The sequence below is a fragment of the Pseudobutyrivibrio ruminis CF1b genome (assembly GCF_000424005.1).
In the GTDB taxonomy this organism is placed as follows: Bacteria; Bacillota; Clostridia; order Lachnospirales; family Lachnospiraceae; genus Pseudobutyrivibrio; species Pseudobutyrivibrio ruminis_C.
Window position 1 is genome coordinate 1 of sequence record NZ_AUJB01000012.1, and the last position, 25,806, is coordinate 25,806.

At 40.0% G+C, this 25,806-nt stretch carries 28 protein-coding genes; 1 reads left to right on the forward strand and 27 read right to left on the reverse strand.

Features of this window, described 5'->3' with window-relative positions:
• From G592_RS16325 to rsxC, 14 genes are all read right to left on the reverse strand, one after another.
• Positions 1 to 308 (reverse strand): hypothetical protein (locus G592_RS16325; protein ID WP_036952706.1); only part of this gene is annotated, 308 nt, incomplete at its 3' end.
• A gap of 170 nt (positions 309 to 478) precedes the next feature.
• Positions 479 to 1,489 carry a Holliday junction branch migration DNA helicase RuvB gene (gene ruvB, locus G592_RS0110720; protein ID WP_028247815.1) on the reverse strand — a complete coding sequence of 337 codons (1,011 nt, stop codon included), beginning with the start codon at positions 1,487 to 1,489 and terminating at the stop codon, positions 479 to 481.
• Between the two features lie 37 nt (positions 1,490 to 1,526).
• Positions 1,527 to 2,144 carry a Holliday junction branch migration protein RuvA gene (ruvA, locus tag G592_RS0110725; protein ID WP_028247816.1) on the reverse strand — a complete coding sequence of 206 codons (618 nt, stop codon included), beginning with the start codon at positions 2,142 to 2,144 and terminating at the stop codon, positions 1,527 to 1,529.
• A 19-nt stretch (positions 2,145 to 2,163) separates the two neighbouring features.
• Positions 2,164 to 3,597: a tRNA (N6-isopentenyl adenosine(37)-C2)-methylthiotransferase MiaB gene (gene miaB / locus G592_RS17590; RefSeq protein ID WP_028247817.1), complete on the reverse strand. Its 1,434-nt coding sequence runs from the start codon at positions 3,595 to 3,597 to the stop codon at positions 2,164 to 2,166.
• A gap of 12 nt (positions 3,598 to 3,609) precedes the next feature.
• On the reverse strand, positions 3,610 to 4,854 hold the full coding sequence (locus tag G592_RS17595; protein WP_028247818.1) for a glutamate-5-semialdehyde dehydrogenase: 1,245 nt from the start codon (positions 4,852 to 4,854) through the stop codon (positions 3,610 to 3,612).
• Positions 4,841 to 5,440, reverse strand: a complete 600-nt coding sequence (locus G592_RS17105; protein ID WP_051194883.1) for a 5-formyltetrahydrofolate cyclo-ligase — start codon at positions 5,438 to 5,440, stop codon at positions 4,841 to 4,843. Before G592_RS17105 ends, G592_RS17595 begins: the two co-directional genes overlap by 14 nt.
• A complete protein-coding gene (locus G592_RS0110745) occupies positions 5,421 to 5,642 on the reverse strand; it encodes a DUF896 domain-containing protein (protein WP_330365440.1) in 222 nt (73 codons plus the stop codon). The genes G592_RS17105 and G592_RS0110745 overlap by 20 nt, the downstream gene beginning before the upstream one ends.
• Before the next feature lies 1 nt (position 5,643).
• The gene (proB, locus tag G592_RS0110750) at positions 5,644 to 6,477 is read right to left on the reverse strand and encodes a glutamate 5-kinase (RefSeq protein ID WP_028247820.1); all 834 of its coding nucleotides are present in this window, start codon (positions 6,475 to 6,477) and stop codon (positions 5,644 to 5,646) included.
• 183 nt (positions 6,478 to 6,660) lie between these two features.
• Positions 6,661 to 7,452, reverse strand: coding sequence for an RnfABCDGE type electron transport complex subunit B (locus tag G592_RS0110755; RefSeq protein WP_028247821.1), 792 nt, complete (start codon positions 7,450 to 7,452; stop codon positions 6,661 to 6,663).
• Between the two features lie 13 nt (positions 7,453 to 7,465).
• The gene (rsxA, locus tag G592_RS0110760; protein WP_028247822.1) at positions 7,466 to 8,050 is read right to left on the reverse strand and encodes an electron transport complex subunit RsxA; all 585 of its coding nucleotides are present in this window, start codon (positions 8,048 to 8,050) and stop codon (positions 7,466 to 7,468) included.
• The gene (gene rsxE / locus G592_RS0110765) at positions 8,050 to 8,913 is read right to left on the reverse strand and encodes an electron transport complex subunit RsxE (RefSeq protein WP_028247823.1); all 864 of its coding nucleotides are present in this window, start codon (positions 8,911 to 8,913) and stop codon (positions 8,050 to 8,052) included. The genes rsxA and rsxE overlap by 1 nt, the downstream gene beginning before the upstream one ends.
• Positions 8,906 to 9,529, reverse strand: coding sequence for an RnfABCDGE type electron transport complex subunit G (locus G592_RS0110770; RefSeq protein ID WP_028247824.1), 624 nt, complete (start codon positions 9,527 to 9,529; stop codon positions 8,906 to 8,908). The genes rsxE and G592_RS0110770 overlap by 8 nt, the downstream gene beginning before the upstream one ends.
• On the reverse strand, positions 9,522 to 10,478 hold the full coding sequence (locus G592_RS0110775) for an RnfABCDGE type electron transport complex subunit D (RefSeq protein WP_028247825.1): 957 nt from the start codon (positions 10,476 to 10,478) through the stop codon (positions 9,522 to 9,524). Before G592_RS0110775 ends, G592_RS0110770 begins: the two co-directional genes overlap by 8 nt.
• A gap of 16 nt (positions 10,479 to 10,494) precedes the next feature.
• Positions 10,495 to 11,814, reverse strand: coding sequence for an electron transport complex subunit RsxC (gene rsxC, locus G592_RS0110780; RefSeq protein ID WP_028247826.1), 1,320 nt, complete (start codon positions 11,812 to 11,814; stop codon positions 10,495 to 10,497).
• A 167-nt stretch (positions 11,815 to 11,981) separates the two neighbouring features.
• On the opposite strand from rsxC, the gene G592_RS0110785 reads away from it, so the two are divergent.
• On the forward strand, positions 11,982 to 13,040 hold the full coding sequence (locus tag G592_RS0110785; protein ID WP_028247827.1) for a ribonuclease H-like domain-containing protein: 1,059 nt from the start codon (positions 11,982 to 11,984) through the stop codon (positions 13,038 to 13,040).
• A gap of 112 nt (positions 13,041 to 13,152) precedes the next feature.
• Here the strand turns inward: G592_RS0110785 and G592_RS0110790 are convergent, their stop codons facing one another.
• From G592_RS0110790 to G592_RS0110850, 13 genes are all read right to left on the reverse strand, one after another.
• Positions 13,153 to 13,926, reverse strand: coding sequence for a CheR family methyltransferase (locus G592_RS0110790; protein WP_028247828.1), 774 nt, complete (start codon positions 13,924 to 13,926; stop codon positions 13,153 to 13,155).
• A 158-nt stretch (positions 13,927 to 14,084) separates the two neighbouring features.
• Complete coding sequence (gene rpsA / locus G592_RS0110795; protein ID WP_028247829.1) at positions 14,085 to 15,209, reverse strand: 30S ribosomal protein S1; 1,125 nt, start codon at positions 15,207 to 15,209, stop codon at positions 14,085 to 14,087.
• The gene (ispH, locus tag G592_RS0110800) at positions 15,197 to 16,042 is read right to left on the reverse strand and encodes a 4-hydroxy-3-methylbut-2-enyl diphosphate reductase (protein WP_028247830.1); all 846 of its coding nucleotides are present in this window, start codon (positions 16,040 to 16,042) and stop codon (positions 15,197 to 15,199) included. Before ispH ends, rpsA begins: the two co-directional genes overlap by 13 nt.
• 9 nt (positions 16,043 to 16,051) lie before the next feature.
• Entirely contained in the window at positions 16,052 to 16,711 is a 660-nt protein-coding gene (cmk, locus tag G592_RS0110805) for a (d)CMP kinase (RefSeq protein ID WP_028247831.1), read from the reverse strand.
• 21 nt (positions 16,712 to 16,732) lie between these two features.
• The gene (locus G592_RS0110810) at positions 16,733 to 17,962 is read right to left on the reverse strand and encodes an NAD(P)/FAD-dependent oxidoreductase (protein WP_028247832.1); all 1,230 of its coding nucleotides are present in this window, start codon (positions 17,960 to 17,962) and stop codon (positions 16,733 to 16,735) included.
• Positions 17,962 to 18,876 carry a MurR/RpiR family transcriptional regulator gene (locus G592_RS0110815; RefSeq protein WP_028247833.1) on the reverse strand — a complete coding sequence of 305 codons (915 nt, stop codon included), beginning with the start codon at positions 18,874 to 18,876 and terminating at the stop codon, positions 17,962 to 17,964. Before G592_RS0110815 ends, G592_RS0110810 begins: the two co-directional genes overlap by 1 nt.
• Positions 18,877 to 18,980: 104 nt before the next feature.
• Entirely contained in the window at positions 18,981 to 20,399 is a 1,419-nt protein-coding gene (locus G592_RS0110820) for an oxaloacetate decarboxylase subunit alpha (protein ID WP_028247834.1), read from the reverse strand.
• A 112-nt stretch (positions 20,400 to 20,511) separates the two neighbouring features.
• Complete coding sequence (locus tag G592_RS0110825; RefSeq protein WP_028247835.1) at positions 20,512 to 21,660, reverse strand: sodium ion-translocating decarboxylase subunit beta; 1,149 nt, start codon at positions 21,658 to 21,660, stop codon at positions 20,512 to 20,514.
• 14 nt (positions 21,661 to 21,674) lie between these two features.
• Positions 21,675 to 22,034, reverse strand: a complete 360-nt coding sequence (locus tag G592_RS0110830; protein ID WP_028247836.1) for a biotin/lipoyl-containing protein — start codon at positions 22,032 to 22,034, stop codon at positions 21,675 to 21,677.
• Positions 22,035 to 22,052: 18 nt separating this feature from the next.
• A complete protein-coding gene (locus G592_RS17110; RefSeq protein WP_051194884.1) occupies positions 22,053 to 22,847 on the reverse strand; it encodes an OadG family protein in 795 nt (264 codons plus the stop codon).
• Positions 22,848 to 22,865: 18 nt separating this feature from the next.
• Positions 22,866 to 24,200: a carboxyl transferase domain-containing protein gene (locus tag G592_RS0110840; protein WP_028247837.1), complete on the reverse strand. Its 1,335-nt coding sequence runs from the start codon at positions 24,198 to 24,200 to the stop codon at positions 22,866 to 22,868.
• Positions 24,201 to 24,363: 163 nt separating this feature from the next.
• The gene (scpB, locus tag G592_RS0110845) at positions 24,364 to 24,936 is read right to left on the reverse strand and encodes an SMC-Scp complex subunit ScpB (protein WP_028247838.1); all 573 of its coding nucleotides are present in this window, start codon (positions 24,934 to 24,936) and stop codon (positions 24,364 to 24,366) included.
• 20 nt (positions 24,937 to 24,956) lie between these two features.
• Positions 24,957 to 25,712 (reverse strand): segregation and condensation protein A, encoded by a 756-nt coding sequence (locus G592_RS0110850; protein WP_028247839.1) that lies wholly within the window; start codon positions 25,710 to 25,712, stop codon positions 24,957 to 24,959.
• Positions 25,713 to 25,806: the final 94 nt, after the last annotated feature.

Below are 25,806 nucleotides of genomic sequence, written 5' to 3' on the forward strand. Positions count from 1 at the left end.
AGGTACTCTGTCCTAATTATGGCATTAGGTGAATTATCAACATCAGAAATAAAGGACGACATAATCTCGTCCTGAAGTGTTTCCAGCTGCTGAATATCATCTGTTATATCTATAAGTAAAGGTATCTGTCTGTCTTTTACAAATCCCTTAGAATTGTCCGCTTCTTCACCAGTATGGGTGTCGTCATTTACAAAAGCCTCAAATGCCTTCATAAGAGAATCTGACATAGCAAGAAATTTCTCATAATGCTCTCGGCATGCCTCAAAGTACGCTATTACCTTACTGGTATTCCATTCAATATTTCCCATATTTATATTCCCTACTAATTATAATAAATCGACCATAACTATAACATCAAAAAAAGAGCCTGGTAAAGTGAAACCTGGCTCTTTTTGAAACATTCTACAATTATCGTGTTTTACGTTAAATCATGTGTGGATTATTTGTAAAGTTGCACAATCAAGAAGTGATGCTTAAGCTACATATTCTCTGGCACTGGTAAATTGAAATGTTCGTAAGCTTCTTTAGTTGCAACTCTACCCTTTGGAGTTCGGATAATCAAACCATGCTGCAAAAGGTATGGCTCATAAACATCTTCGATTGTACCAGAATCTTCTCCAACAGTGGCTGCAAGATTATCCAAACCTACCGGACCACCGTTAAAACGCTCTATGATAGCAAGCAAAATATTTCTATCATTATTATCAAGTCCTAAAGTATCTACCTCAAGTGAATCAAGAGTAGCTGATGCTACCTCTTTTGTAATCTCTCCGTCATAACGAACCTCAGCATAATCTCGTACACGCTTTAGATATCTATTAGCAAGACGAGGGGTTCCTCTGGAACGAAGGGCTATCTGATAAGCTCCCTCATAATCAATAGGTGCATTAAGCTTAGCAGCAGATGCTGTAACGATTGTAGATAGCTCCTCCGGTGTGTAGTAATCCATATGTCCGATGATTCCAAAACGATCCCTGAGGGGTGCTGAAAGCAGACCTGGTCTGGTGGTGGCACCAATAAGAGTGAATCGCGGAAGCTTTGTATGAATTGAACGGGCTGTAGTATCTTTTCCCATGACAATATCTACAGCAAAATCCTCCATAGCTGAGTAAAGTGTCTCCTCTACTGGCTTTGAAAGACGATGAATCTCATCTATGAATAAGATATCTCCATCTTTAAGTGTCATGAGCACAGCAACAATTTCACCTGGAATGGTAATAGCTGGACCAGATGTCACCTTTATATTTGACCCCATCTCTCCTGCTACAATACCAGCAAGTGTAGTCTTTCCAAGACCTGGAGGACCATATAAAAGCACATGATCCAAGGCATCACCACGATTCTTGGCTGCCTCAATATATATTTTCATGTTTTCCTTAACCTTAGTCTGGCCTATGTAGCCATCAAATGACTTTGGTCTAAGGGCATTATCATTAACAAGATCTTCATGACTTGCTATTGTTGATGTGATTTGTTTATTTGATAACATTGTAAAACTCCCTGAATTTTTGATAAAATTATCTATCCTATAAGAACGACATCTGTTTAAGTGTGTCACTCAAAAGCTGCTCTGTAGTGGTAGATTCGGTGATTGTCATTTTATCAAGAGCACGGGCCGCATTGCTAGCTGAATAGCCCAGCGATACCAACGCTTCCAGAACTTCTTCTTTTACGGAAATAGCAGGCGTAGCTGATTTCTTGCCTGATAAATCTGAAGTAATCTTAGCTTCAAACGCACCAATTATATCAACCTTATCCTTAAGATCGATAATTGCACGCTCTGCAGTCTTTTTACCAATTCCAGGACATGCCGCAAAAGCCTTTGCATCTGCACCAGCAACTGCGAATTGAATATCGCTAACTGTCATGTTGCTAAGGATGGCAAGAGCTCCCTTTGGACCAATTCCACTAACTGAAAGAAGAAGCTCAAACATCTTAAGCTCCTCCTTATCATAAAATCCATATAAAGTAAGAGAATCTTCCTTTGGAATGAGCTTTGTATTGAGCTTTATCTCTGAACCGATATTAGGCAGCTGCCTGATAGTGCTCATAGAAGAACTAATGGCATAGCCCACTCCGTTATTCTCTATTATTACAATATTCTCATCAATATCTGAAAGTGTGCCGCGAACGTAAGCAAACATACACTCTCCCCCTTGTTGTTTATTCAGAGATTTCGCCGATAAAATAAAATCCCTTACAACAGTTTAACTTAACTTTAACGATTTTTCCAATCATAGATTCATCTCCTGGGAAATGAACTGTGACGTTATTAGCAAGTTTACCTGAAACAAGGCTGGCATCCTGCTCATTTACCTCTTCCACAAGAACTTCCTGAACAGTGCCCTCAAGTGACTGAACCTTATCATGTCCATGTTTCTGTACAAGAGCAAGAAGTCTGTCGAAACGATCCTTCACAACATCTTCAGGAACCTGATTCTCCATAGCAGCTGCAGGAGTACCAGTTCTCTTTGAATAGATGAATGTGAATGCTGAATCGTAATGTACCTTATCAACTACATCCATAGTATCAAGGAAATCTTCCTCTGTCTCGCCAGGGAAACCAACGATGATATCAGTAGTGATAGCAACATCTGGAATACGCGCACGAAGCTTCTCAACTAATCCAAGATAGTGCTCCTTTGTGTAGCGACGATTCATCTTCTTAAGGATTTCTGTGCTTCCTGACTGAAGTGGAAGATGCATATGATGGCAAACCTTATCACATGTAGCCATAGCCTCAATTAAATCATCAGATAAATCCTTTGGGTGAGGAGTCATAAAACGAATACGCTTTAAGCCCTCGATATCATTTACCATACGAAGAAGATCAGCAAATGTTACCTTTTCTTCAAGACCAACGCCGTATGAGTTAACATTCTGACCAAGAAGCATAACTTCTACTACGCCATCTGCTACAAGCTCTTTAATCTCAGCTACGATGTCCTCTGGCTTTCTTGAACGCTCACGACCACGAACATAAGGAACGATACAGTATGAGCAGAAGTTGTTGCAGCCAAAGCTAATATTTACACCTGACTTAAATGGGTATTTACGAGAAATTGGAAGGTTCTCTACGATTTTATCTGTGTCCTTCCAGATATCAATAATCATGCCCTTTTTATTGAGAAGAGCTGTTGTAAATAATTCTGCAAACTTATAAAGATTGTGTGTACCGAAAATAAGGTCTACGAACTTGTAATTTGCTTTAAGGTGCTCGATTACAGTAGGCTCCTGCATCATACATCCGCAGAGACCAATCATCATATCCTTATTCTTTTTCTTATAACCGTGAAGGATACCAAGATGACCATATACTTTATTGTTGGCATTTTCACGAACAGTACATGTGTTGTAGATAACAAAATCTGCGTTCTCGCTCTCTGTCTCCACATAACCAATCTGTTTTAAAATACCGAGAAGCTTCTCAGAATCTCTGGCATTCATCTGACAGCCGAAAGTAGTAACGCAGCATGTAAGCTTACGTCCCTTTTCCTGCTCCTTCTTTGCAACAATCTTCTTTGCTTCCTCAATAAAATAATATTGACGCTCTGGCTCCTGATTTGGAGCATTGTTTAATAAATCTGTAATACTCATATAAATCCTATCTTACTTTCTAATCTGACCATCACCGTAGATGGTGTATTTATAACTTGTTAATGCTAAAAGTCCCATTGGACCTCTAGCGTGAAGCTTCTGAGTGCTTATTCCAATCTCAGCACCAAAGCCAAATTCGAATCCATCAGTAAATCTGGTGGAAGCATTTACATAAACACAGGCTGCGTCAATTCCACTTAAGAATTTCTCTGCATTTTCCTTATCATTTGTGATGATAGATTCAGAATGACCTGTATTGTATTTATTGATATGGGCAATTGCCTCATCAACATCTGAAACTGTTTTTACAGAGATGATGTAATCTAAGTACTCTGTACCGAAATCATCTTCTGTAGCTGCATCTGAGCCTTCCATAAAAGCTCTTGATTTCTCATCTGCAAATATTTGAACAACATGTTCTTTGAGCTTTTTATTTAAAGCAGGAAGAAGTGTTGGTGCGATTTTCTCATTTATAACAAGAGACTCGCATGCATTGCAAACGCCAATACGCTGTGTCTTGGCATTTTCGATAATGCTGATAGCCATATCGATATCTGCATCATAATCTACATATATATGGCAGTTGCCTGACCCTGTCTCGATAACAGGAACAGAAGCATTTTCTACTACTGACTTAATAAGGCCGGCACCACCTCTTGGGATAAGCACATCAATGTATTCATTCATGCGCATCATCTGATTGGTAGACTCTCTTGTGGTATCTTCTATAAGTGTTATGGCATCCACTGGAAGTCCTTCTGATTCAAGTGCCTTTTTGATAACCTTTACAATTTCTTTATTTGATTCTAAGGCGTCACTGCCACCTTTAAGAATAACAGCATTTCCTGTCTTAAAGCAAAGCCCAAAAACATCAGCTGTAACATTAGGTCTGGCCTCATAAATAACACCTACAACACCAATGGGAACAAGACGCTTTTTAATCTTTAATCCATTAGGTCTTTCAAATTCTTCTGTAATCTTTCCGATTGGGTCTTCAAGCTCAACAATAGCTCTAAGACCATCAGCTATTCCTTTGATACGGCTTTCATCAAGCTTCAATCGATCTAAAAGTCCCTGATTAAGTCCTTTTTTTTCACCATTTGCCATATCGATAGCATTGGCACTGATAATCTGGGCACTATTTTTCTCTAGTGCATCAGCTGCCGCTAAAATAGCTTTGTTTTTAACCTCTGTGGAAAGTTGTGCAATCTCGTACTTTGCTGCTTTTGCCTTTGATGCCAGTTCAATTAATGTCATAACCTGTTCTCCTTATGATGCGCCTGTCAGTAACAACTAAATCCATTGGAACATCATGTTCCTCTGGAATAATTTCATTATTGATTTGGGTGTTGAAGCAAAGACCAATTTTGGTAACATCACTGTTTTGATGGAAAAATCTGTCGTAGTATCCAGCTCCATAGCCCAAACGATTAAGGTTAGTATCGAAAACAAGTCCCGGTGTAAATACGATGGCGTCTCCATCATTATTATAAACCGGAAGCTCTTCATTTGGCTCCATAATATCGTAAGCACCCTTATGGAAATCTGAAGATAAATTAGAAACCTTTCTAAATATCAATTCATGATTCTCTTTGTCAGACACAGGAAAATAAAGCTCTTTTCCTTTATCTAAAAGCTGCTTGTAAAGAAGAAGAACATCTACTTCTGAGCCAAATGGATAGTAGCATAAAAAAATATTAGCTCTTTCAAAATCAGATTCTAAAAGAGCTTTTAAACTAATAACGATTTGCTGAGATAGAAACTGCCTGTCCTGTAGCTCAATACTATCTCTCATCAATTTGTTTTGTTTTCTAAGATTAGCGTTATTTTGACTTCTTTCCATATTTTTCGCCAAGGTTCTCTACCTTGCCATTTTCATCTACAATGTCAATATTATCTAGCTGAGCACGGACATTTCCCTTGATAGCATCGATATATGCTCTTCTAAGCTTTGCCTGCTCTTCCTTTTCTGCGTCAGTAAGGCCTTCTGCCTTGCTCTTGTGATATAATTCGTTGATTCTTGCAATATCTTTCTCTGTAATCATTTTAATCCTCTAATAAATCTAAGACTCGGACATCATCACGCTTGTTTGCAACAAATAATGTGCCCTTATCCTTGTTTTCAAAAATACGGTGTATATTACCGATGTGTGCGCCATTTGTAATAACCATATCAGCGCCACTGTATGTAGCAATCTGAGCTGCGCGAAGCTTTGCAGTCATGCCACCGGTGCCAACATTTGATGTGCTTTCCTCTGATGCCATATCCATAACAGAATCCAAATCCTCTACAATAGGAACAAACTCCGCATCTGGATTTGTATTAGGATTATCTGTATAAAGACCATCTATATCTGAAAGCAATACAAGAGCATCAGCCTTAACAAGAGCGGTAACGATAGCCGAAAGTGAATCGTTATCACCAAACTGAATCTCGTGTGTGGCAACAGTATCATTTTCATTTACAACAGGAATAACGCCAAGGGCGAAAAGCTGCTCGAAGGTGTTACGCGCATTCTCTCTGGACTCTGGGTCAGTCATAGTCTTCTTAGTCATAAGAATCTGACCAGCTCGTTGATTATACTCAGAAAAAAGCTTCTGATAAACCGACATCAAATAAGCCTGCCCAATAGAGGCGCAAGCCTGCTTTGTAGCCAAATCCTTAGGGCGTTCCTTAAGGCCAATGGCATAACGACCAACTGCGATGGCACCAGATGAAACAAGACATACATCCTTGCCCTGAGCTCGCAAATCACAAAGCTGTCGAACTAAACGCTCCAGCTTAGTGTAATCAATGTTACCTGTAGCTTCATGTGTAATAGTGGATGAACCAACCTTAACTATAACACGCTTCTTCTTAGTAAAATCATGTCCGTACATAGCGCTTCTCCTATTTATATTCCCCGATATCATACCACTTACCATTACGTTAAAGCAAGGTAAAAGTATATAAGACAAAAAAATACCTCGTAACTATCAAGCTCTTGAAAATACTTTAGCGAGACATGTTAGTCGAGCGGAGTATTTCAAGGCTTGAGAGTGTAACGAGGTTCTTAGTTTAAATTATAAAATTATATGTCTTGGACATACTTCTGCGCACTTTCCACATGAAGTACATTTGCTCTGATCGATGTGAGCAAAGAATCCATCTACTGTGATTGCACCGAATTCACAAGTCTTCTCGCACTTGTGACATCCGATACAACCTACCTTGCAGACAGCCATTACATCTTTGCCCTTGTCATTGTTGTGGCAGCGAACTGCATGACCAGCCTCATAAGGAATAAGCTCGATAAGGTGATTTGGACAGGTATCCACACACTTACCGCAGGCCTTGCAGGCTTCCTTATCTACTACTGCAACTCCATCGATGATGTGAATTGCATCAAATGGACAAGCCTTTACGCAGGAACCAAATCCCATACATCCATAAGAGCAGGCCTTAGGGCCGCCTCCAGGAACAAAGGCCATAGCCTTACAATCTTCTACACCTGTGTAGTCGTAAAGCTGAGTAGCATGATCACATGTACCGTGACACATTACAAATGCAACCTTACGTCCACCTTCCTCTGCTTCGACACCCATGATTTCTGAAACGAATGCAGCCACTGGAGCTCCACCGACAGGACATCCATTAACAGGTGCCTCTCCTTTGGCAATTGCAGCAGCAAGACCTGAACATCCAGCGTATCCACAACCACCACAGTTATTCCCAGGAAGAACTGCAAGTACAGCCTCCTCCTTAGGATCAACTGCTACCTTAAACTTCTCAGATGCGAAACAAAGGAAAAATCCAATAATACAACCGGTAGCGCCAACAATGACTGCTGCCAGTAAAATTCCCGCAATACTCATACGTCAGCCCTCCTTAAATTACTCCTGAGAATCCAAGGAATGCCATTGCCATAAGTCCTGCTGTAACAAGAACTATAGCTGAGCCCTTGAAAGTCTCTGGAATATCGTTGTATTCAATTTTCTCACGAATACCAGCCATGATTACTATAGCAATTGTGAAACCAACTGCAACACCAAAACCATTTATAACTGATTCGAGAATATCATAGTTGTTAGTTACGTTATTAATTGCTGTACCAAGAACTGCGCAGTTTGTTGTAATCAAAGGAAGATATACACCGAGTGAATTGTAAAGTGATGGCACATTCTTCTTTAATACCATCTCTACAAACTGAACAAGTGCAGCAATAACAAGGATGAATACAATTGTCTGCATGTATTCAAATCCTGTAGGTGCAAGAATAAATTTGTAAATCAGCGAAGCAACAAATGATGCTATCGTAATTACGAATATAACTGCACCGCCCATGCCGGCTGCTGTCTCAACTCTCTTGGAAACACCAAGGAAAGGACACAGACCAAGGAACTGAGAAAGAACAACGTTGTTAACGATTGCCGATGCAACCAGTAAAAGAACTAATCCTGTAAAATAGCCCATTACTTATCTTCCCCCTTTCCCTGAATATCATCATCTGCATAAGAAGAATCAGATCCAGATTTTTCTACATCTTCTACATTCTTAGCATTTGCAGTATGCTTAACCTCCTGCTTAACCATCTGTGGCTTTGCCACATCCTTAGGATTTACTGGAGGAAGCTCCTCTACATGATGTACTAATGATTTACCAGTACAAGCACTTGAAAGTGAACATCCTGAGCAATCACCGCCGAGACATCCCTGAACTGCAGGAAGTGGCTTGCCTTTTGCTTCCATATTTCTTCTTACAATATTCATTATTGCAACAAGGAAACCAAGTACAAAGAATGCTCCAGGAGCAAGTCCAAATAATGTAATGTGATAATCATTTAATGCTGTAATAGTATTTCCGAAGAAAGAACCATTACCTAAGATTTCACGAACCATACCTATAAGTGTAAGGCCTACTGTGAATCCAAGTCCCATACCGATACCATCAAACATAGATGGAATGATAGGATTCTTAGATGCGTAGCTCTCTGCACGTCCTAAGATGATACAGTTTACTACGATAAGTGGAATGTAAATTCCAAGTGATTCGTAAAGTGAAGGTGTGAAGCCTTCCATCAAGAACTGTACGATTGTAACGAAGGATGCAACAACAACAATGAATGCTGGCATTCTTACTCTATCAGGAATGAGATTTCTAAGAGCGGAAATCATCATATTTGATAGTACAAGTACCACTGTAGTGGAAAGACCCATACCAATACCATTGATAGCGGATGTGGTAACAGCAAGTGTTGGACACATACCAAGCATCAATACAAAGGTAGGATTTTCTTTCCAGAGTCCGTTATATAATCTCTCAAGATACTTATTCATTAGCTGCACCTCCTACCAAATAATTGAAGTAGGTAACACCTGCATTCACACCATTTGTAACAGCCCTTGATGTAATTGTAGCTGCTGAAATGGCATCAATCTCAGAAGATGAAGATGCACCATTTTTTGTAACTGTAAATATCTCAGCTTTTCTGTCAACAAACTGGGAAGAGAATGTTCCGTCGCCTGTATCTCTTGCTTTCATACCAAGACCTGCTGTCTCGGAAATGCTGGTGATGGAATATCCGTTAATCACACTGTCATTGGTGATACCCATAGAGAATGTGATCTTTCCGCCGTATCCAGCATTAGATGTAACAGTGATAATGTATCCCACCTGATTGCCATTTGCATCCCAGGCTGTAACACAGTTATCAATTGTGTCATCAGGGAAACCAGCTTCCTGAACTATTGCTGTGGCCTTCTCAGAATCGAATCCCTCTAAAGGCTCGTAGGCTTCAGCTGTAGAATAAACTGTCTGATAAGCTTTATTTAAAGCATCTTCCTGAGCCTTAGCAATAGGAGCTTTTGTGATTTCGTATACCAAACCAAGGGCGAAACCAGCAACAACTGTAATACCTGTAAGAACCAAAGCATCTTTAACTAATTTATTCATTAGCCTTCACCTCCTTTGGTTTTCTCTCGCGCTCAATGCCGAAAGCTCTAGGGACAGTCACTCTCTCAATAAGTGGAACAAGAAGGTTACTGAAGATGATTGCGAAGCTGACACCTTCTGCACTGTTTCCAAATATTCTGAAGAGACCTGTGAGAACACCAAGGCAAATACCAAATATGACTTTGCCTAAAGGTGTAATAGGTGATGTGACATAATCTGTAGCCATGAAGAATGCACCAAGCATAAGTCCGCCACCACAAAGGTGAGCAACGATGTATGTAGTGTCAAAGCCATGACCACCGAATAAAACGATGAATACAACAAAACTTAGGATGTAAACACCAGGAATTGTTAAATCGATTACTCCTAAAAGAATAAGAATAATAGCACCAATCAAAATGCAAAGAGCACTTGTTTCACCGATGGTACCACCAGTACGTCCAATAAGCATATCAAGAGTGTTTACCATCTCGCCATTTTTAAGACAAGCGAGAGGTGTGGCTCCAGCTACGCCATCATATTCGAAATGAGTCATTGTAGCTGCGAAAGAAATAACAAGGAATGCTCTTCCGCCAAGTGCTGGGTTCATGAAATTCTGTCCCAATCCACCAAAAAGCATCTTAACAACGACTATCGCAAATACGGAACCAATAACTGCCTGCCAAACAGGAAGTGTGCTTGGTAAGTTAAGTGCAAGTAAAAGACCTGTAACAGCAGCACTTAAATCCTTAATAGTGCTTTTCTTACCAACTGCCTTTTCAAATAATAATTCTGAAACTACACATGTTAGAATACACACTGCAACAAGTAATAATGCTCTAAGGCCAAAATTTATAATACCAAAAATCGTTGTTGGCATAAGGGCAAGGATTACATAAAGCATGATACGGCTTGTATCGTCTTTGGCTCTAACATGTGGAGATGAAGAAACCTTTAATAAATTGCTCATGTTTTGCCTTTCCTTTCTACTTTTTTCTCTTATCTGCCAGAACCATCTTCTTCATGGTCTTAATTGCCTGTGCAAGAGGCTGACGAGCTGGGCATGCGAAGCTGCAGCTACCACACTCTATACACTCAAGGCCGTACCATTTTTCGAATTGTTCCTTATCGCCATGATCAGAAAACTTAGAAAGTCGAGAAGGAATAAGATTTTCAGGACAGGCTTCTACACATCTGCCGCAGTTAATGCAGGCAGTAGTCTCGAACTTAGAAACCTCATCCTCAGATAATGCTACAAGGGCACCAGATGTCTTTGTAGTAGGAACATTGACATCCATCAGAGCAAATCCCATCATAGGACCGCCAGAGATAAGCTTCTGTGGCTCTCTTACATATCCTTCTGCAGCTTCAAGTATTTCCTTGTAGCTTGTACCGATGCAAATACGGAAGTTACGTGGTTCCATAATCGCATCACCTGTGATAGTGAAAATTCTGTCCATAACAGGCTTGCCCTCTACAACTGCTGTGTAGACAGCATTAATAGTGGCAACATTATCTACGATACAACCTGCATCAGCAGGAAGCTTCTTTGAATTAATTTCTCTACCCGTGCAGGCTTTGATAAGCTGACGCTCACCACCCTGAGGGTACTTTGTCATAAGTGGAACTACCTCGAGACGAGGTTCTTTTTCACAGAGCTTAGACAGAGATTCGATAACATCACTCTTATTATCTTCTATTCCAAGAAGTCCCTTTGCTTTTGGAAACAGCTGAAGAATAATCTTCATTCCAGTAATGAGTTTTTCAGGCTCTTCAACCATTGATCTGTAGTCAGATGTAAGATAAGGCTCACACTCTGCACAGTTTGCAATGATGAACTCAATGCTCTCTGGATTTTTTGGTGACAGTTTTACATGGGTAGGGAATCCGGCTCCACCCATACCAACAATTCCAGCGTCCTGAATCTTTTTAATGAGTTCTTCTTTAGAAAGCTTTGTGTAGTCTTCGCAACCCTCAAAGCCTTTCTCAATAAATTTTCCATCGCTTTCGATGACGATGGAGTTCACCATGTCTCCCGTAGGTACTCGCCTAGGCTCTATTGCTCTAATAGTGCCCGATACAGAAGAATATATAGGTGCAGAAACAAAACCTCCCGCATCAGCAATCTTCTGACCTCTAAGTACAGTATCACCTACTGAAACGCAGGCTACTGCTGGCGCACCAATGTGTTGTGACAATGGATAAACCATTTCTCCCTGTGGTACTAAATCCTTTATAGGCTTTTCCTTTGAAAGGTCCTTGCCGTCGTAAGGATGAACACCACCTTTGAATGTCTTAAGGCCCATGTACTTTACCCCTCTTTTGAAAATTTGTTTCATAACACTTATCTAAATTGTATCATTTTGCTGGAAACAAAAGATAAATATTATCATTTATTTTGTATATTTTTAAGTACAAAAATGTTAAAGTAGTTGTGTTGTTTGTGCAAATCATAATAAAAACGGAGTAATAAATGGAAATTCTAGAATATAGCTATGACATAGATAATATAAGCTACTCTTTAGATAAATATTTCGATGAGAACACTGTATTTTTCGATATAGAATGTACTGGTCTCTCACCTCGCAAGGCCTTTATTTATTTAATTGGCTATGCAGTCAGACTTGGAAATAAAATCACTATCACTCAGCTTTTAGCTAACAACGAAGCTGAGGAGCTGGAAGTTCTTGAAGAATTTGAAAGAGTTATTTGTAAATACGATAATTTGCTGGGCTTTAATTCCACCAGATTTGATGAAGCATTTATAGTAGAAAGATGCAGAAAATATAAGTTTAATACCACTATTAAGTCAAAGCATCATGTCGATATGTATCTTACTACCACAAAGGCAAAATGCCTTCTCGATCTTCCCAATTACAAGCAAAAGACTATTGAGGAATTCTTAGGCCTGCACCGTGATGATAAATATAATGGTGGCGAGCTTATCCCTGTATATCAGCACTATTCTCTTATGGGTGACCAGGAGTCAAAAGACCTTATTTTGCTTCATAATTTTGAAGATATTAAGGGTATGATTTATATCTCAGATATTATGGCATATACGGATTTACTTACTTCGGATTTACGGTATATAAGCCATGAAAGTGATGAAAATAAGCTTAGATTTGAGGTGGAAACTTCCATAAATCTGCCTAATTCTATCAATAAAATTCGTGAATACGGTATGTATATTATAAAAGGAAATCGTATTTACGTTACATTGAATCTGTTTAAGGGTTCACTTTTTACATTCCTGCCAGATTACAGAAATTACTACTATCTCATTAATGAAGATATTATTGTGCCTAAATCAATTGGGGAAAGCATCGATAAAAGCTGCCGCAGACCAGCAAGCCGTCAGGATTGTAAAGTATCTGCTGAAGGCTCTTTCGTAGCTCTACCAAGGGGATTTGATGTTGGGAACACTCGAGTATTCAAACCTGAGTACAACTCTAAGGAGGCATACGTATCCGTAACAGATATTAAAGAAGATATTTTTATCAAAATTACTAGATATATGTTAAAGCATTAAAAAGAGCTATGGTAGCTATCAATCTCTAAGTGTTGCTCAAGGAGAGCTTTCTTCAGCTCGACGAAGCAATATCTTAGGATTGAGAGCGTAACCGTAGCTCGTTGTATATTTTTTATACTTTCTCGTAATAGAAGGAATATCTTCTCTTATATCCAAGTTCTTTGTAGTCTATTACCTGTTCTGTAGATCCAATGAATAGGATTCCTCCAGTTCTAAGGGATTTGCAGAACTTGTCATAAACTTCTGTCTTAGCCTCATCAGTAAAGTAAATCAATACATTTCGACATACAATCATGTCATAGTTTGTAGGATATGCATCTCTAAGGAGATTGTGCTCCTTAAACTCTACGCATCTCTTTACTTCATCACTAATCTGGAAAGAACTTCCTACAGGTGTAAAGAATTTCTTCTTAAGATCAGCTGGAACATTGGCTATACTCTTTGCACTGTAAAGTCCAACCTTTGCAGTAGCAATAACCTGTTTATCAAGATCAGTAGCTAAAATCTTAATCTTATTAAGTGGAATATGCTGTGACAAACACATTACTAATGAATATGGCTCATCACCTGTAGAACAAGCAGCACTCCAAATCTTAAGGTTCTGTCCTGACTTCTTCATAAGCTCTGGAATAAATTCCTTGCTCATAAGTTCCCACTGCTCTGGGTTTCTGTAGAACTCAGAAACATTTATTGTTAGGAAATTTACAAATTCGTCAAAGACTTCCTTGTCATTTTTCAGAAGCATTACATATTCGTGATACTCTTTGCACTTATGCTTAGTAACCAGAGAATCAATTCGACGACGCATCTGTTTCTCTTTGTAGGAACTAAGATCAATCTTAGTAAGACTGAGTACTTCCTGCTTGAATCCTTCGTAATTATCCATATTACACTCCTCAATAGTATAAATTTCTATCCTAAGAATAGATATCACCACTTTGAACAGATTCATTATACTGATTATTTGTGTATTTATTGTTATATTTCTACGAATAAACAAAAAATAAGACCTGGAACTAATCCAGGTCTTATGAATAATTAATTTTATTCCTCTGAAGCAGCTACTTCTTCGATGTTTACATCAGCAACCTCTGCCTCATCAGCCTCAGCTGTCTCTGGCTCAAGAAGTGCCTTCATTGAAAGGCTGATCTTCTTCTCATCGTCATTGAACTCAACAACCTTTGCCTCGATATCCTGTCCGATTGTAAGAACATCAGAAGGCTTCTCGATACGCTCCTTAGAAATCTGAGAAACGTGAAGAAGTGCATCAATACCAGGTGCAAGCTCTACGAAAGCACCGAAGTCCTTCATACGAACAACCTTACCCTTAACAACAGAGCCTACTGCATACTTGTCTGAAGCACCATTCCATGGGTTCTCATTGTCAAACTTGCAAGAAAGAGCAATCTTTCCGTCCTTGATTTCCTTAACAAATACCTTAATTGTATCGCCAACGTTAAGAGTCTTTGTAGGATTCTCAACACGACCCCAGCTCATCTCTGAGATGTGAAGAAGACCATCAGCACCACCTAAATCGATGAATGCACCAAAGTCCTTAACATTCTTAACTGTTCCTTCGAACTCCTGACCTACAGCGATCTTAGACATGAGCTCTTCCTGAGCCTTTGCTCTATCAGCAACAAGAAGTGTCTTTCTGTTACCAATGATTCTACGACGCTTTGGATCGAATTCTGTAATAATAAAGCTGATTTCCTGACCCTGGTACTTTCCAAGATCCTTCTCATATACGTCTGATACGAATGAAGCTGGGATAAATACTCTTGCTTCATCAACAACAACTGTAAGGCCACCCTTAAGAACCTTATCAACAGTAGCTGTAAGAACCTCACCGTTCTCAAATGCCTCTGCTAATCTCTCATTACCCTTTTCCTGAACAAGTCTCTTATAAGATAAGAGAACCTGGCCCTCGCCATCATTAACCTTTACAACAATAGCTGAAAGTGGGTCGCCAACCTTAACAACAGTAGTAAGATCTACGTTTGACTCGTTGGTGTACTCAGAACGTGTAATAATACCATCTGACTTGTAACCGATGTTTAAAACGATTTCATCAGGCTTAACACTGATAACAGTACCGTCTACGACCTCTCCATTGTGTATAGTTTTAAATGATTCCTCTAGCATTTGTTCAAAACTCATTTCTGACATTTCTTTTGAACCTCCTCGATAATATTGTTTGGGGTGGAAGCCCCTGCGGTAATACCTACACTTTCAATGGAACTAAGGCCAGAAAGCTGTAAATCATCAGCTGTCTGTATATAGTAAGTATCGTTGCATTTTGTTTTGCATATCTCATACAATTTCTGCGTGTTGGAAGAATTTTTACTTCCTATGACTATCATGGCGTCTACATTGGAAGCGATTTCAGCCGCCTCAACCTGTCGCTTATTAGTCGCATCGCATATTGTATTCAAAACAATAATATGATAACCTTTTTGCTTTATAATTTCAACTAATTCTTGAAATTTATTATGATTAAAGGTGGTTTGAGACACAATACAAATACCCGCGTGAGTATTAACTGAAAAATCCACAGCCGCCTTCTCATCAGGAATTACTGTGTAATCATCACCATTAATCCAGCCAACAATGCCTCTTACTTCAGGGTGATCTGGGTTTCCAATAATGACGATATGCTCTCCTGCCTTTGAATGTTCATCAACTGCACGATGAATCTTTTTAACAAAAGGACATGTGGCATCGATAATATTGTGACCCTTTGATTTTAAATCTTCCTCAACGGATCTGGTGACACCATGTGAGCGAATGATAACTGTGCCTGCTGGATAAGATTCATCTGAATCCTCTTCCATTACCTTTACACCATTTGCCTCGAAGCCCTTAACAACTTCTTCATTATGAATGATTGGGCCGTATGTGTATAATGGTGCGGCGCCTTCGCTGATTTGTTTTTCTACTACATCTACTGCTCGCTGAACACCGAAGCAGAAACCTGCGGATTTGGCTAGTGTGACCTTCATAGAATACCTCTACTTATTACATAATTTTATAATTGTATCGACAACCTCATCAATAGTCATGTTTGAGCTATCTACGAGTGTTGCATCATCTGCCTGCTTAAGTGGGCTGATTTCTCTGTGGCTGTCGCGGTAGTCGCGCTCTTCGATATCCTTTGCAATCTGATCGAAGTCTGCTTCCTGTCCCTTTGCGACAAGCTCATCATATCTTCTCTTTGCTCTGCACTCCACTGATGCTGTAAGGAAAACCTTAACATCTGCATTAGGAAGAACTACTGTACCGATATCACGGCCATCCATAATAACATCTGTAGTCTTTGCAAGCTCCTGCTGTAAAGCAACAAGCTTTGTTCTAACTGGACCGTAAACAGATGTAGCGCTGGCCATGTTTCCAACCTCTTCTGTACGGATAAGACCAGTAACATCCTCACCGTTAAGGATTACGTGCTGAGCTCCATCCTCATATTTAATAGAAACGTTAATATCATCAACTACTGAAGAAATCTTAGCCTCATCATCCTTTGAGATATTAGAACGAAGGAAGAATAAAGCCATAGCTCTATACATAGCTCCAGTATCCACATAAACATATCCTAATTTCTTTGCAATAGCCTTTGCTATTGTAGACTTTCCAGCACCAGCTGGTCCATCGATTGCAACATTCATTGCCATAATAAAATATCCTCCAAGATTTTATATTGATAACCCGGCCAGGTAACCTGTAGACCAGGCAATTTGCAAATTAAATCCTCCTGTGAAGGCGTCCAAATCAAGAACTTCTCCAACGAATGAAAGACCATTTATATTTTTACATTTTAAGGTAGATGGGTCAATATCTTTCACAGAAACTCCACCTTGTGTCACTATGGCCTCATTGTAATCACGAAGCCCTGAAATAGTGAATGGAAAAGCTTTCAATAAATCGAGAAGCTGACCTCTCTCTTCCTTTGTAACAGAATTAATCTGACGACTGTCATCAAAATCCATAATCTCAATAAATACAGGAACCATTGAACTAGGAAGCAAGCCGCGCAAAACTGAGCTTAAGTGCTTGTTCATGTTTTCATTGAAATCTCTAAGGATTCTGTTTTCAAGCTCCTCTCTGGAAAGAGCTGGCTTTAAATCTACAACGGCTTTCAGGCTTCCCTTCTTTTGAAGAGTCTTTCCTATTATAGAGCTGGCTGAAAGTACCAGCGGGCCGCTGACACCAAAGTGAGTGAAAAGCATCTCACCGAAGCTGTCATAAAGCTTTTTCTTTTCATCAAAAATTGTGAGATTAACATTTTTAAGGGCAAGGCCCTGCATTGTAGGGATGTATGCCTCTTTTGTATTAAGTGGAACAAGAGCTGGTCTGGTCTCTGTCACATTAAGACCTGCCTTCTTTGCCCATTTTAATCCGTCGCCTGTAGAACCTGTAGTCCTGTATGAAAGTCCACCAGTGGCAACTACCACATGGTCGCAGTCCATTTTAGTACCATCCTTTAAAAGGACGCCTGTAACAGTGCCTTCATCAATAAGAAGCTCCTGGACTTCTGTGTGGAGCTTTATCTTTACTCCGTACTCTTTTAATGCTTTTTCCAAAGCCTTCGTGATATCCGAAGCATGGTCTGAAACTGGAAAAGCTCTGTTTCCACGCTCTACTTTTGTAGGAGTGCCATTCATCTCGATGAAATCAATCATGGATTCAGGTCCAAAAGTATACAGTGAGCTGTACAAGAACTTTGGATTGCTAACTATATTTTTAAAGAAGTCTTCTATATCGCAGGCGTTTGTAAAATTACATCTTCCTTTTCCTGTGATATAGATCTTCTTTCCTAATTTCTCGTTTTTCTCAAGAAGTGTGACTGTATGACCACACATTCCTGCTGCGTATGCCGCCATCATTCCTGCAGCGCCACCGCCAACAACAATAACATTTGCCATTAAGATTCTCCTGGATAGAACATTTTAATAGAATCATCAACCATATCAATTTCATCATTCTCGTAAAACTGATATTCTGACCAGACATTTTCAACCATATCAAGTGTATTGGCCACCTCTGCCTGTCTTCGATTGCAAAGCTCGACAATCAGCGCATTTATAACTGAAAGTGGAGCAACTAATGAATCCACTACCGAATGCATGTCGCTTTCTGCGATGAGATTGCATGAGCTGTAAAGATTCATTGGTGAATGAATAGAATCGGTTATTGTAATTACGTTAGCCTGTCTATTGTTTGCAAACTCCAATGCCTTTAAAGTACGCATAGAATATCTAGGGAAAGATATTCCGATAATACAGTCATCCTCATTGATATGAATCATCTGCTCGAAAAGCTCAGATGCAGATGATGTCTGGAGATTTACCACATTGTCAAAGATAAGATTTAAGTAAAATGACAGAAATGATGCAAGGGGAGCGCAGCTGCGAATACCAACCACGTAAATCCTTTTAGCCTTAAGCAACGCCTCCACCGCATTATAAAAAGCTGCCTCATCCATATTTTCCATAGTATTCTTAATCTTTAAAGCATCAGAAGTAAGGACCTCTCTGAGGACACCGTTTTGCTCGATACCACCTTTTGTCACCTCTACTCTGTCACTGGTATTAAGCTTTGTTCTGACCATCGCCTCTAAAGCCTGCTGGAACTCTGGATATCCGCTATAGCCGATAAATGAAGCAAATCTTACAACTGTAGATTCTGAGATCCCAAGGATATCTCCAAGCTTTGCGGCAGTGAGAAATACAGCCTTATCGTAATTATCGATGATGTAATTGGCCAAAAGCTTCTGGCCTTTTGACATCCTTCCGTATTTTTCATTAATTTTTGAATTTAAATCTGTTGTAGTAGCCATAAGTCACCTTTATTCAAATATATAAAAACCACTTTTAGACCATAATTATACGATACAAAAAAAGGCAATGCAAGAAATCTTGCATTGCCATAATTTCAAAAATATTATACAGGATAAGCCTTGTTAGCCTTGTCAGCCTTAGCTGGATCAACCTGTGTCTGCTGAGCCTCACGATACTCGAAGAACTCTGTAGCAACCTTTGGGAAAAGAGCATATGTAAGAACGTCTTCATCCTGCTGCTTCCACTGCTTGCATTCCTCCTCAAACTTAGCAAGACCTGGCTCAATCAAATCTGCTGGACGGCATGTGATTGCCTTATCCTTATCAGCACCAAGAGCCTTCTCAACAACCTCTGGGTTGAATGGCTTTACAGTCTGACCATACTTACCAAGAAGGATATCCTTAGTCTGCTCTGTTACAACCTTGTATCTTTCACCCATAAGTACATTGAACACAGCCTGTGTACCTACAATCTGAGATGAAGGAGTAACAAGTGGTGGCTCGCCGAGATCCTTACGTACACGAGGTACCTCTTCAAGAACCTCACGAAGCTTATCTTCCTTACCCTGTTCCTTTAACTGGCTGATAAGGTTTGAAAGCATACCACCTGGTACCTGATAACGAAGTGTATTGATGTTAACGCCAAGTACCTTTGTAGAAAGAAGACCGTTCTCGATGCACTCTTCTCTGTATGGTCTGAAGTAATCAGCGATTTCTGAAAGAAGCTCCTGATCAAAACCTGTAGCGTATGGTGTGCCTTCGAATGCAGCAGCCATAACTTCTGTTGCAGGCTGTGATGTACCAAGAGCGAATGGAGACATAGCACAGTCGATGATGTCTGCACCAGCCTCAACAGCCTTCATATATGTCATTGAAGCTACACCAGATGTGTAGTGTGTATGCATTTCGATAGGAAGTGATGTAGACTCCTTAAGAGCTGTAACAAGCTCGTAAGCCTTAGCTGGAACAAGAAGACCAGCCATATCCTTGATACAGATTGAATCTGCACCCATCTCCTCGATACGCTTTGCAATATCCTTCCAGTAATCAAGTGTATAAGCCTCACCAAGTGTGTAAGAAAGAGCAACCTGAGCGTGTCCCTTCTCCTTGTTTGTAGCCTTTACAGCTGTCTGAAGGTTTCTGATATCGTTGAGACAGTCGAAAATACGAATGATATCGATACCATTTGCAATTGACTTCTGAACAAAGTACTCAACAACATCATCTGGATACTGGCTGTATCCTAAGATATTCTGGCCTCTGAAAAGCATCTGAAGCTTTGTGTTCTTGAAGCCATCACGAAGCTTTCTAAGTCTCTCCCATGGATCTTCCTTAAGGAAACGAAGTGAAGCATCGAATGTAGCACCACCCCAGCACTCTACTGCGTTGTAACCAACCTTATCCATCTTATCTACGATAGGAAGCATCATAGAGGTTGGCATACGAGTTGCAATAAGAGACTGATGTGCATCTCTAAGTATTGTCTCAGTTATTTTAACTGGCTTTGGACTAATATCTGCCATTTATTTTATCCTCCTAGTTTACTAATTGAAGAAGTGCCATTAAAAATTGCCTTCGGCAATGGGCACTTCTGGGTAATAAGGAATCCTCCCACTAATAGTGGGTCCCTCCTTATTACACGCCAAATATTGCCATGAATACACCGGCTGCAACGGCAGTTCCGATAACACCAGCAACGTTTGGTCCCATAGCATGCATAAGAAGGAAGTTTGTAGGATCCTCTTCTGCACCGACCTTTTGTGAAACACGTGCTGCCATAGGAACAGCAGAAACACCAGCTGAACCGATAAGTGGATTAATCTTACCACCAGTAATGTGGCAAAGAATCTTACCAAATAATACACCGGCTGCTGTACCGAAAACGAAAGCAACAAGACCAAGAACTACGATCTTGAGTGTAGCTGCATTTAAGAATGCCTCTGCAGATGTTGAAGCACCTACTGATGTACCAAGAAGAATAACTACGATGTACATAAGAGCATTAGATGCAGTCTCTGTAAGCTGATTTACAACACCAGACTCCTTGAAAAGGTTACCAAGCATAAGCATACCAACAAGTGGAGCTGTTGTAGGTAAGATCAAACATACAATAATAGTAACAACGATTGGGAAGAGAATCTTCTCAAGTTTTGATACTGGGCGAAGCTGAGCCATCTTAATAGAACGCTCCTGCTTTGTTGTAAGTGCCTTCATGATTGGAGGCTGAATAATTGGAACCAATGACATATAAGAATATGCTGCAACGGCAATAGGTCCCATAAGTGCTGATTGTCCTAATTTACCAGCAAGGAAAATAGATGTAGGTCCGTCTGCACCACCGATGATAGATACTGCAGCAGCTGCCTGATCTGAGAATCCAAGAAGGATTGCAAGAAGGTAAGCTGTGAAAATACCAATCTGTGCAGCAGCACCAAGCCAGAAGCTGATTGGATTTGCAATAAGTGGACCGAAATCTGTCATAGCTCCAACACCCATGAAAATAAGTGATGGAAGAATTGAATACTCATCAAGAGTATAGAAATAATAAAGCAAGCCGCCTACTCCATTGGAGGTTTCCTCTGGAGATGCAATGATGTCAGGGTAAATGTTAACCAACAACATACCAAATGCAATAGGTAATAAAAGAAGTGGTTCGTATCCCTTTTTAATTGCAAGGTAAAGGAAAACACAGGCAACCGCTATCATGACAAAGTTACCCCAGGTCAGATTGAAAAATGCAGTCTGATGAGCCAGGTTTAACAATGTCTCTCCAACGTAACTCATGTGTAATCCTCCTATTAGTTCATAGTTGCGAGTAATGCGCCAGCTTCAACCTGCTGACCTTCGTTGCAGTTGATTGATGCAACAGTACCATCCTGAGGTGCAACAACAGGTGTCTCCATCTTCATAACCTCAAGAACAACAACAGGGTCACCCTTCTTTACAGAAGTGCCTGCAGCAGCTGCAATCTTAACAACCTTACCAGCAGCACCTGCCTCAATCTTAACACCACCAGCAGCGCCTGTAGCAACTGGAGCAGCTGGAGCAGCAGCCTTTGGAGCTGCAGCAGGAGTAACTGGAGAAACGCCAGAGCCTCCCTTATCTTCTACAGTAACATCGTATACTGTTCCATTAACAGTGATTGTATAATTTTTCATGGATATTTCCTCCTAAGTCTAAAATCTTTTCTTGATGGAACGTACTACAAATGAATCTGTAGAAGCTCCTGTGCTTGCAGCGATTGCTGCAGCAATAACAGCAACAAGCTGTAAATCGTCTGTCTCGTTCTTTGCGGATGTAGCAACTGGTGCAGCTGCAGTAGCAGCAACAGCCTGTGGCTCTTCCTTCTTTTCCTTTGCTCTCTTCTCGAGCTTAGGTATAATCTCGAAGCACTTGATTACACCAGACATAACAACAAGCATCGCAAATACAATAAGGATACCCATTACTGTATTAAGTGCTGCCTTCTGCATTGTCTCACCTAATGTGTAAACTGGCTCAATATCAACTGCTGTAGGACCAGCATCAACATCGTTTGCATTGTAAACGAATGTTGTCTTTAAATCTCTAACTGTAAAATCAGTAATCATTGTGGCTGTGATTGTCTTACCAGACTTCTCAACCTCAACCTTACCAAAGTCAACAAAATCTCCTACCTTAACATCCTTAATATCTTTGTAGCTATTAAGAAGACTATCGAAACCTACAAAGCTTGTAGATAAGAACTTAGGAAGACCAGCTTCTTTTACTGCATCGCCGTACTGGCCAAGGCCATTAGCCATGAAGTACTCAGTAGCTTGTTCATACTCTGCTTCATCTAAGCTAAGAGCATAATTCATATAGAGCTTTGCGATAGTATCGTAAGCTTCTGTATCGTATCCTCCGTAAGTGTTATCCTTCTTGCCACCACAGGCAACAAGACTAAGAGCAAGGATTAAGGTAGTGAAAACTACTAAAATTCTTTTTTTCATAAATTCACCTTCCTGCTCTTAAAAGAACATCTCAAATCCTGCAATAATGTATTTTCTAGCATCTGCTGTAGAAACGATTCTGTCAATGTGACCGTGTGCTGCAGCTGTAAGTGCACTATCCTGAAGCTGAGCATAATCCTTTTCGATAGCAGCTGCGTCTGTTCCATTTTCGCTTAAGATTCTAGCAGCCTTAGCAGCTTCCATAGCACCAACTGATGCTGTCTCGAAAGCGTAAACTAAATCTGCACCAAGTGACTTAGAGTTCATAAGAACATATGGAGAACCATAAGCCTGCTTAGTAATAAGATTAATCTTTGGAATACTTGCATCAACAAATCTCTGTGTCATCTGAGCAAGAGCACGTGGTAAACGCTTCTCCTGACATACACAAGACTTGAATGCAGCTACATTAGTAATAGAAAGAACTGGGATTTCGTACATATCGCAAAGATCGACAAAATCAGCTGCTTTCTCGCAACCAGCTGCAGAAAGGAAAGCTTCTCCGTCAACTTCTCTATTACCTACTACACCAATTGTTACTCCATCAAGCTTCATAAGACCTGTAACCATTTCCTTTGCGAAACCAGCCTTAAGCTCGATAAATTCTCTGTTATCAGCAATCTCTGTAGCAACTGCTGCTGCGTCACCCACCTTAGACTCGAGACCTTCTGATGCTCTGTTAAGATCATCTGTAGCCTCTGTAATGTCGTTAGGAATCATTGAGATAACCTGTCTCATAGAAGCAACAACCTCTGAAAGAGATCCGTGCATATCTACTGTACCAGCTTCTTCAAACTGGAATGCTGCTGAAGATGAATCGCACTCTTCTGCTCTGTTGCCTTTAATAGCATCTGGAGAGTTATAGAAAAGTGAAGCACCATCAACCATGAATGTGAAATCAGCAAGTGAAGGAAGAACTGAAAGTCCACCACCACAATTACCTGCTACACACATAAGCTGTGGAATAACACCCTTTACATCAGCTGCTCGCTCGATTACAGAACCAAGAGCTTCAAGAGCATCAAAAGACTCCTGAAGACGAACACCACCACAATCGATAAATCCGATGACAGGAGCACCTACTTTAAGTGCCATGTCATAAAGTGACAGAATCTTCTTAGCATGCATCTCACCAATAGTACCGCCCAAAACCTCGGCATTCTGGCTGAAAACGAACACTAATGTGCCATCCACAAGACCATGACCAATAATAACTCCATCTGATGGTTCTTTCTTTGCATCAAGGTTAAAATCTGTGTTGCGTGACATTACTAATGACTGAAGCTCAACAAAGCTGTTGTCATCAAGCAATGCGTTAATTCTAGCCTGAGCTTGACTTAAATCATTACCCATCTCATACCTCCATTTATATAAAATATTTCAAATTTCTCGCAAGTCTAATAATAGAGTATTTTCGTGCCCTTTTCAACGTAAATACGTTAAAAAATTGTCATAAAAAACCGCCCAAAATTTTGGGCGGTTTTTTGTCGATTTTTACTTGATTTTTTTAATTATTTTATATCGTAACTTCAACGTTATTTGCTTCGTTTTCTGCCTCGATTTTAAACTCCTCAATCTGAGTCTGTGAAAGTTCTGGAAGTTCTTCGATAGAGCTTACACCAAATGAACGTAAGAACTCTTCTGTAGTACCAAAAAGCATTGGTCTACCTGGTGCATCAAGACGTCCAAGCTCAGCACATAAGCCAAATTCAACAAGCTTTGAAACGGCGAAATCACAGGAAACTCCTCTGATTTTCTCGATTTCTGATTTTGTGATTGGCTGCTTGTAAGCAATAATTGAAAGTGTCTCAAGGAGAACATCAGTCAATACGTATTTACGTGGCTGCTTTGCAATTCTGATAAGGTATTCGTAAATCTCTGGATTAGTGCACATCTGATATGCTCCATCAATCTCAGTGATTGTGATACCGCGATTGTCAGCAGCGTATGATTCCTTAAGGGAATTGATAGCTTCTACAACCTGCTTTTCTTCTATCTCAAGAGCCTTTGCAATCTTGGAAGCCTCAACTGTGCCACCCATTGCAAACAAAATGCCCTCAACTATATTTTCAATCTCTTTTAATTCCATAATTATTTACTCCGTCGATATTAGGCTGCGATTCTGGATTCAATCATAATATCAGTGAAGGTATCCTCCTGTGTGATATTAATCTGACCAGCCTTCATCATCTCTAAAATACAAAGGAATGTAACGATAACCTCTGTCTTTGAATGTGCGGCTTCAAGAAGATTTCTGAAACTGAAGGTATTATGTGCCTTCGCAAATGCGATAGTCCACTCCATCTTCTGCTCAAGGGAAACCTCTTCCTTTTTAATCTTTCCAAATGTGGAACGAATTGGATCCCTTCTATTGTCCTGACGCTTAAGCACCTGCTGGAAAATATCATTAAGCTTGTTAAGTGTAAGGTCTGCCATAAGCTCTTCAAGGTCAACTGGCTGCTGATACTTTAACACCTCATCAGGGATGGTAGGCTCCTTGTAGAAAACAAGGCTGGCATCCAGCTGTCTGTCCCTAAGCTGATAAGAGATAGTCTTGTACATCTTGTACTCCAACAGTTGCTGAACAAGCTCTGCACGTGGATCCTCTGGCTCCTCGCCCTCTTCAGTCTTCTCTTCCTGTGGTAATAACATACGGCTCTTGATATCAAGAAGTGTGGTAGCCATAAGAAGGAACTCTGACATAACATCCAAATCGCTGTTATCCATAGCACGTACATACTCCATGTACTGGTCTGTGATTTCCACAATAGGGATGTCGTAAATATCAACTTTGTTCTTATCAATCAAATGTAATAGTAAATCTAAAGGCCCTTCGAAAACCTGTAGTTTAACATTCATTTCCATACATTTTCTCCTAATAAAGGCAAAAAAATAATCTCATGCCTATAACATGAGATTATTATAATAGACTATATAGTACAAGTCAATAAACGAAACC

Coding starts and splice junctions, on each gene's coding strand:
- ruvA (WP_028247816.1), bottom strand. CDS start 2,144: ATGTTTGCTTACGTTCGCGGCACACTTTCAGATATTGATGAGAATATT.
- miaB (WP_028247817.1), bottom strand. CDS start 3,597: ATGAGTATTACAGATTTATTAAACAATGCTCCAAATCAGGAGCCAGAG.
- G592_RS0110840 (WP_028247837.1), bottom strand. CDS start 24,200: ATGGGTAATGATTTAAGTCAAGCTCAGGCTAGAATTAACGCATTGCTT.
- G592_RS17110 (WP_051194884.1), bottom strand. CDS start 22,847: ATGAAAAAAAGAATTTTAGTAGTTTTCACTACCTTAATCCTTGCTCTT.
- G592_RS17595 (WP_028247818.1), bottom strand. CDS start 4,854: ATGACATTAATTGAACTGGCATCAAAGGCAAAAGCAGCAAAGTACGAG.
- ispH (WP_028247830.1), bottom strand. CDS start 16,042: ATGAAGGTCACACTAGCCAAATCCGCAGGTTTCTGCTTCGGTGTTCAG.
- G592_RS0110770 (WP_028247824.1), bottom strand. CDS start 9,529: ATGAATAAATTAGTTAAAGATGCTTTGGTTCTTACAGGTATTACAGTT.
- rsxA (WP_028247822.1), bottom strand. CDS start 8,050: ATGGGCTATTTTACAGGATTAGTTCTTTTACTGGTTGCATCGGCAATC.
- G592_RS0110820 (WP_028247834.1), bottom strand. CDS start 20,399: ATGGCAGATATTAGTCCAAAGCCAGTTAAAATAACTGAGACAATACTT.
- G592_RS0110825 (WP_028247835.1), bottom strand. CDS start 21,660: ATGAGTTACGTTGGAGAGACATTGTTAAACCTGGCTCATCAGACTGCA.
- G592_RS0110775 (WP_028247825.1), bottom strand. CDS start 10,478: ATGAGCAATTTATTAAAGGTTTCTTCATCTCCACATGTTAGAGCCAAA.
- cmk (WP_028247831.1), bottom strand. CDS start 16,711: ATGGCAATGAATGTTGCAATCGATGGACCAGCTGGTGCTGGAAAGTCT.
- rsxC (WP_028247826.1), bottom strand. CDS start 11,814: ATGGGCCTTAAGACATTCAAAGGTGGTGTTCATCCTTACGACGGCAAG.
- G592_RS17105 (WP_051194883.1), bottom strand. CDS start 5,440: ATGGAAAGAAGTCAAAATAACGCTAATCTTAGAAAACAAAACAAATTG.
- G592_RS0110790 (WP_028247828.1), bottom strand. CDS start 13,926: ATGGATAATTACGAAGGATTCAAGCAGGAAGTACTCAGTCTTACTAAG.
- rpsA (WP_028247829.1), bottom strand. CDS start 15,209: ATGTCAGAAATGAGTTTTGAACAAATGCTAGAGGAATCATTTAAAACT.
- proB (WP_028247820.1), bottom strand. CDS start 6,477: ATGTACGGACATGATTTTACTAAGAAGAAGCGTGTTATAGTTAAGGTT.
- rsxE (WP_028247823.1), bottom strand. CDS start 8,913: ATGAATAAGTATCTTGAGAGATTATATAACGGACTCTGGAAAGAAAAT.
- G592_RS0110755 (WP_028247821.1), bottom strand. CDS start 7,452: ATGAGTATTGCGGGAATTTTACTGGCAGCAGTCATTGTTGGCGCTACC.
- G592_RS0110745 (WP_330365440.1), bottom strand. CDS start 5,642: ATGATTACAGAGAAAGATATTGCAAGAATCAACGAATTATATCACAAG.
- G592_RS0110850 (WP_028247839.1), bottom strand. CDS start 25,712: ATGGAAATGAATGTTAAACTACAGGTTTTCGAAGGGCCTTTAGATTTA.
- G592_RS0110815 (WP_028247833.1), bottom strand. CDS start 18,876: ATGGCTACTACAACAGATTTAAATTCAAAAATTAATGAAAAATACGGA.
- G592_RS0110810 (WP_028247832.1), bottom strand. CDS start 17,962: ATGGCAAATGTTATTGTTGTTGGCGGTGGCGCTGCAGGAATGATGGCG.
- G592_RS0110785 (WP_028247827.1), top strand. CDS start 11,982: ATGGAAATTCTAGAATATAGCTATGACATAGATAATATAAGCTACTCT.
- ruvB (WP_028247815.1), bottom strand. CDS start 1,489: ATGTTATCAAATAAACAAATCACATCAACAATAGCAAGTCATGAAGAT.
- scpB (WP_028247838.1), bottom strand. CDS start 24,936: ATGGAATTAAAAGAGATTGAAAATATAGTTGAGGGCATTTTGTTTGCA.
- G592_RS0110830 (WP_028247836.1), bottom strand. CDS start 22,034: ATGAAAAATTATACAATCACTGTTAATGGAACAGTATACGATGTTACT.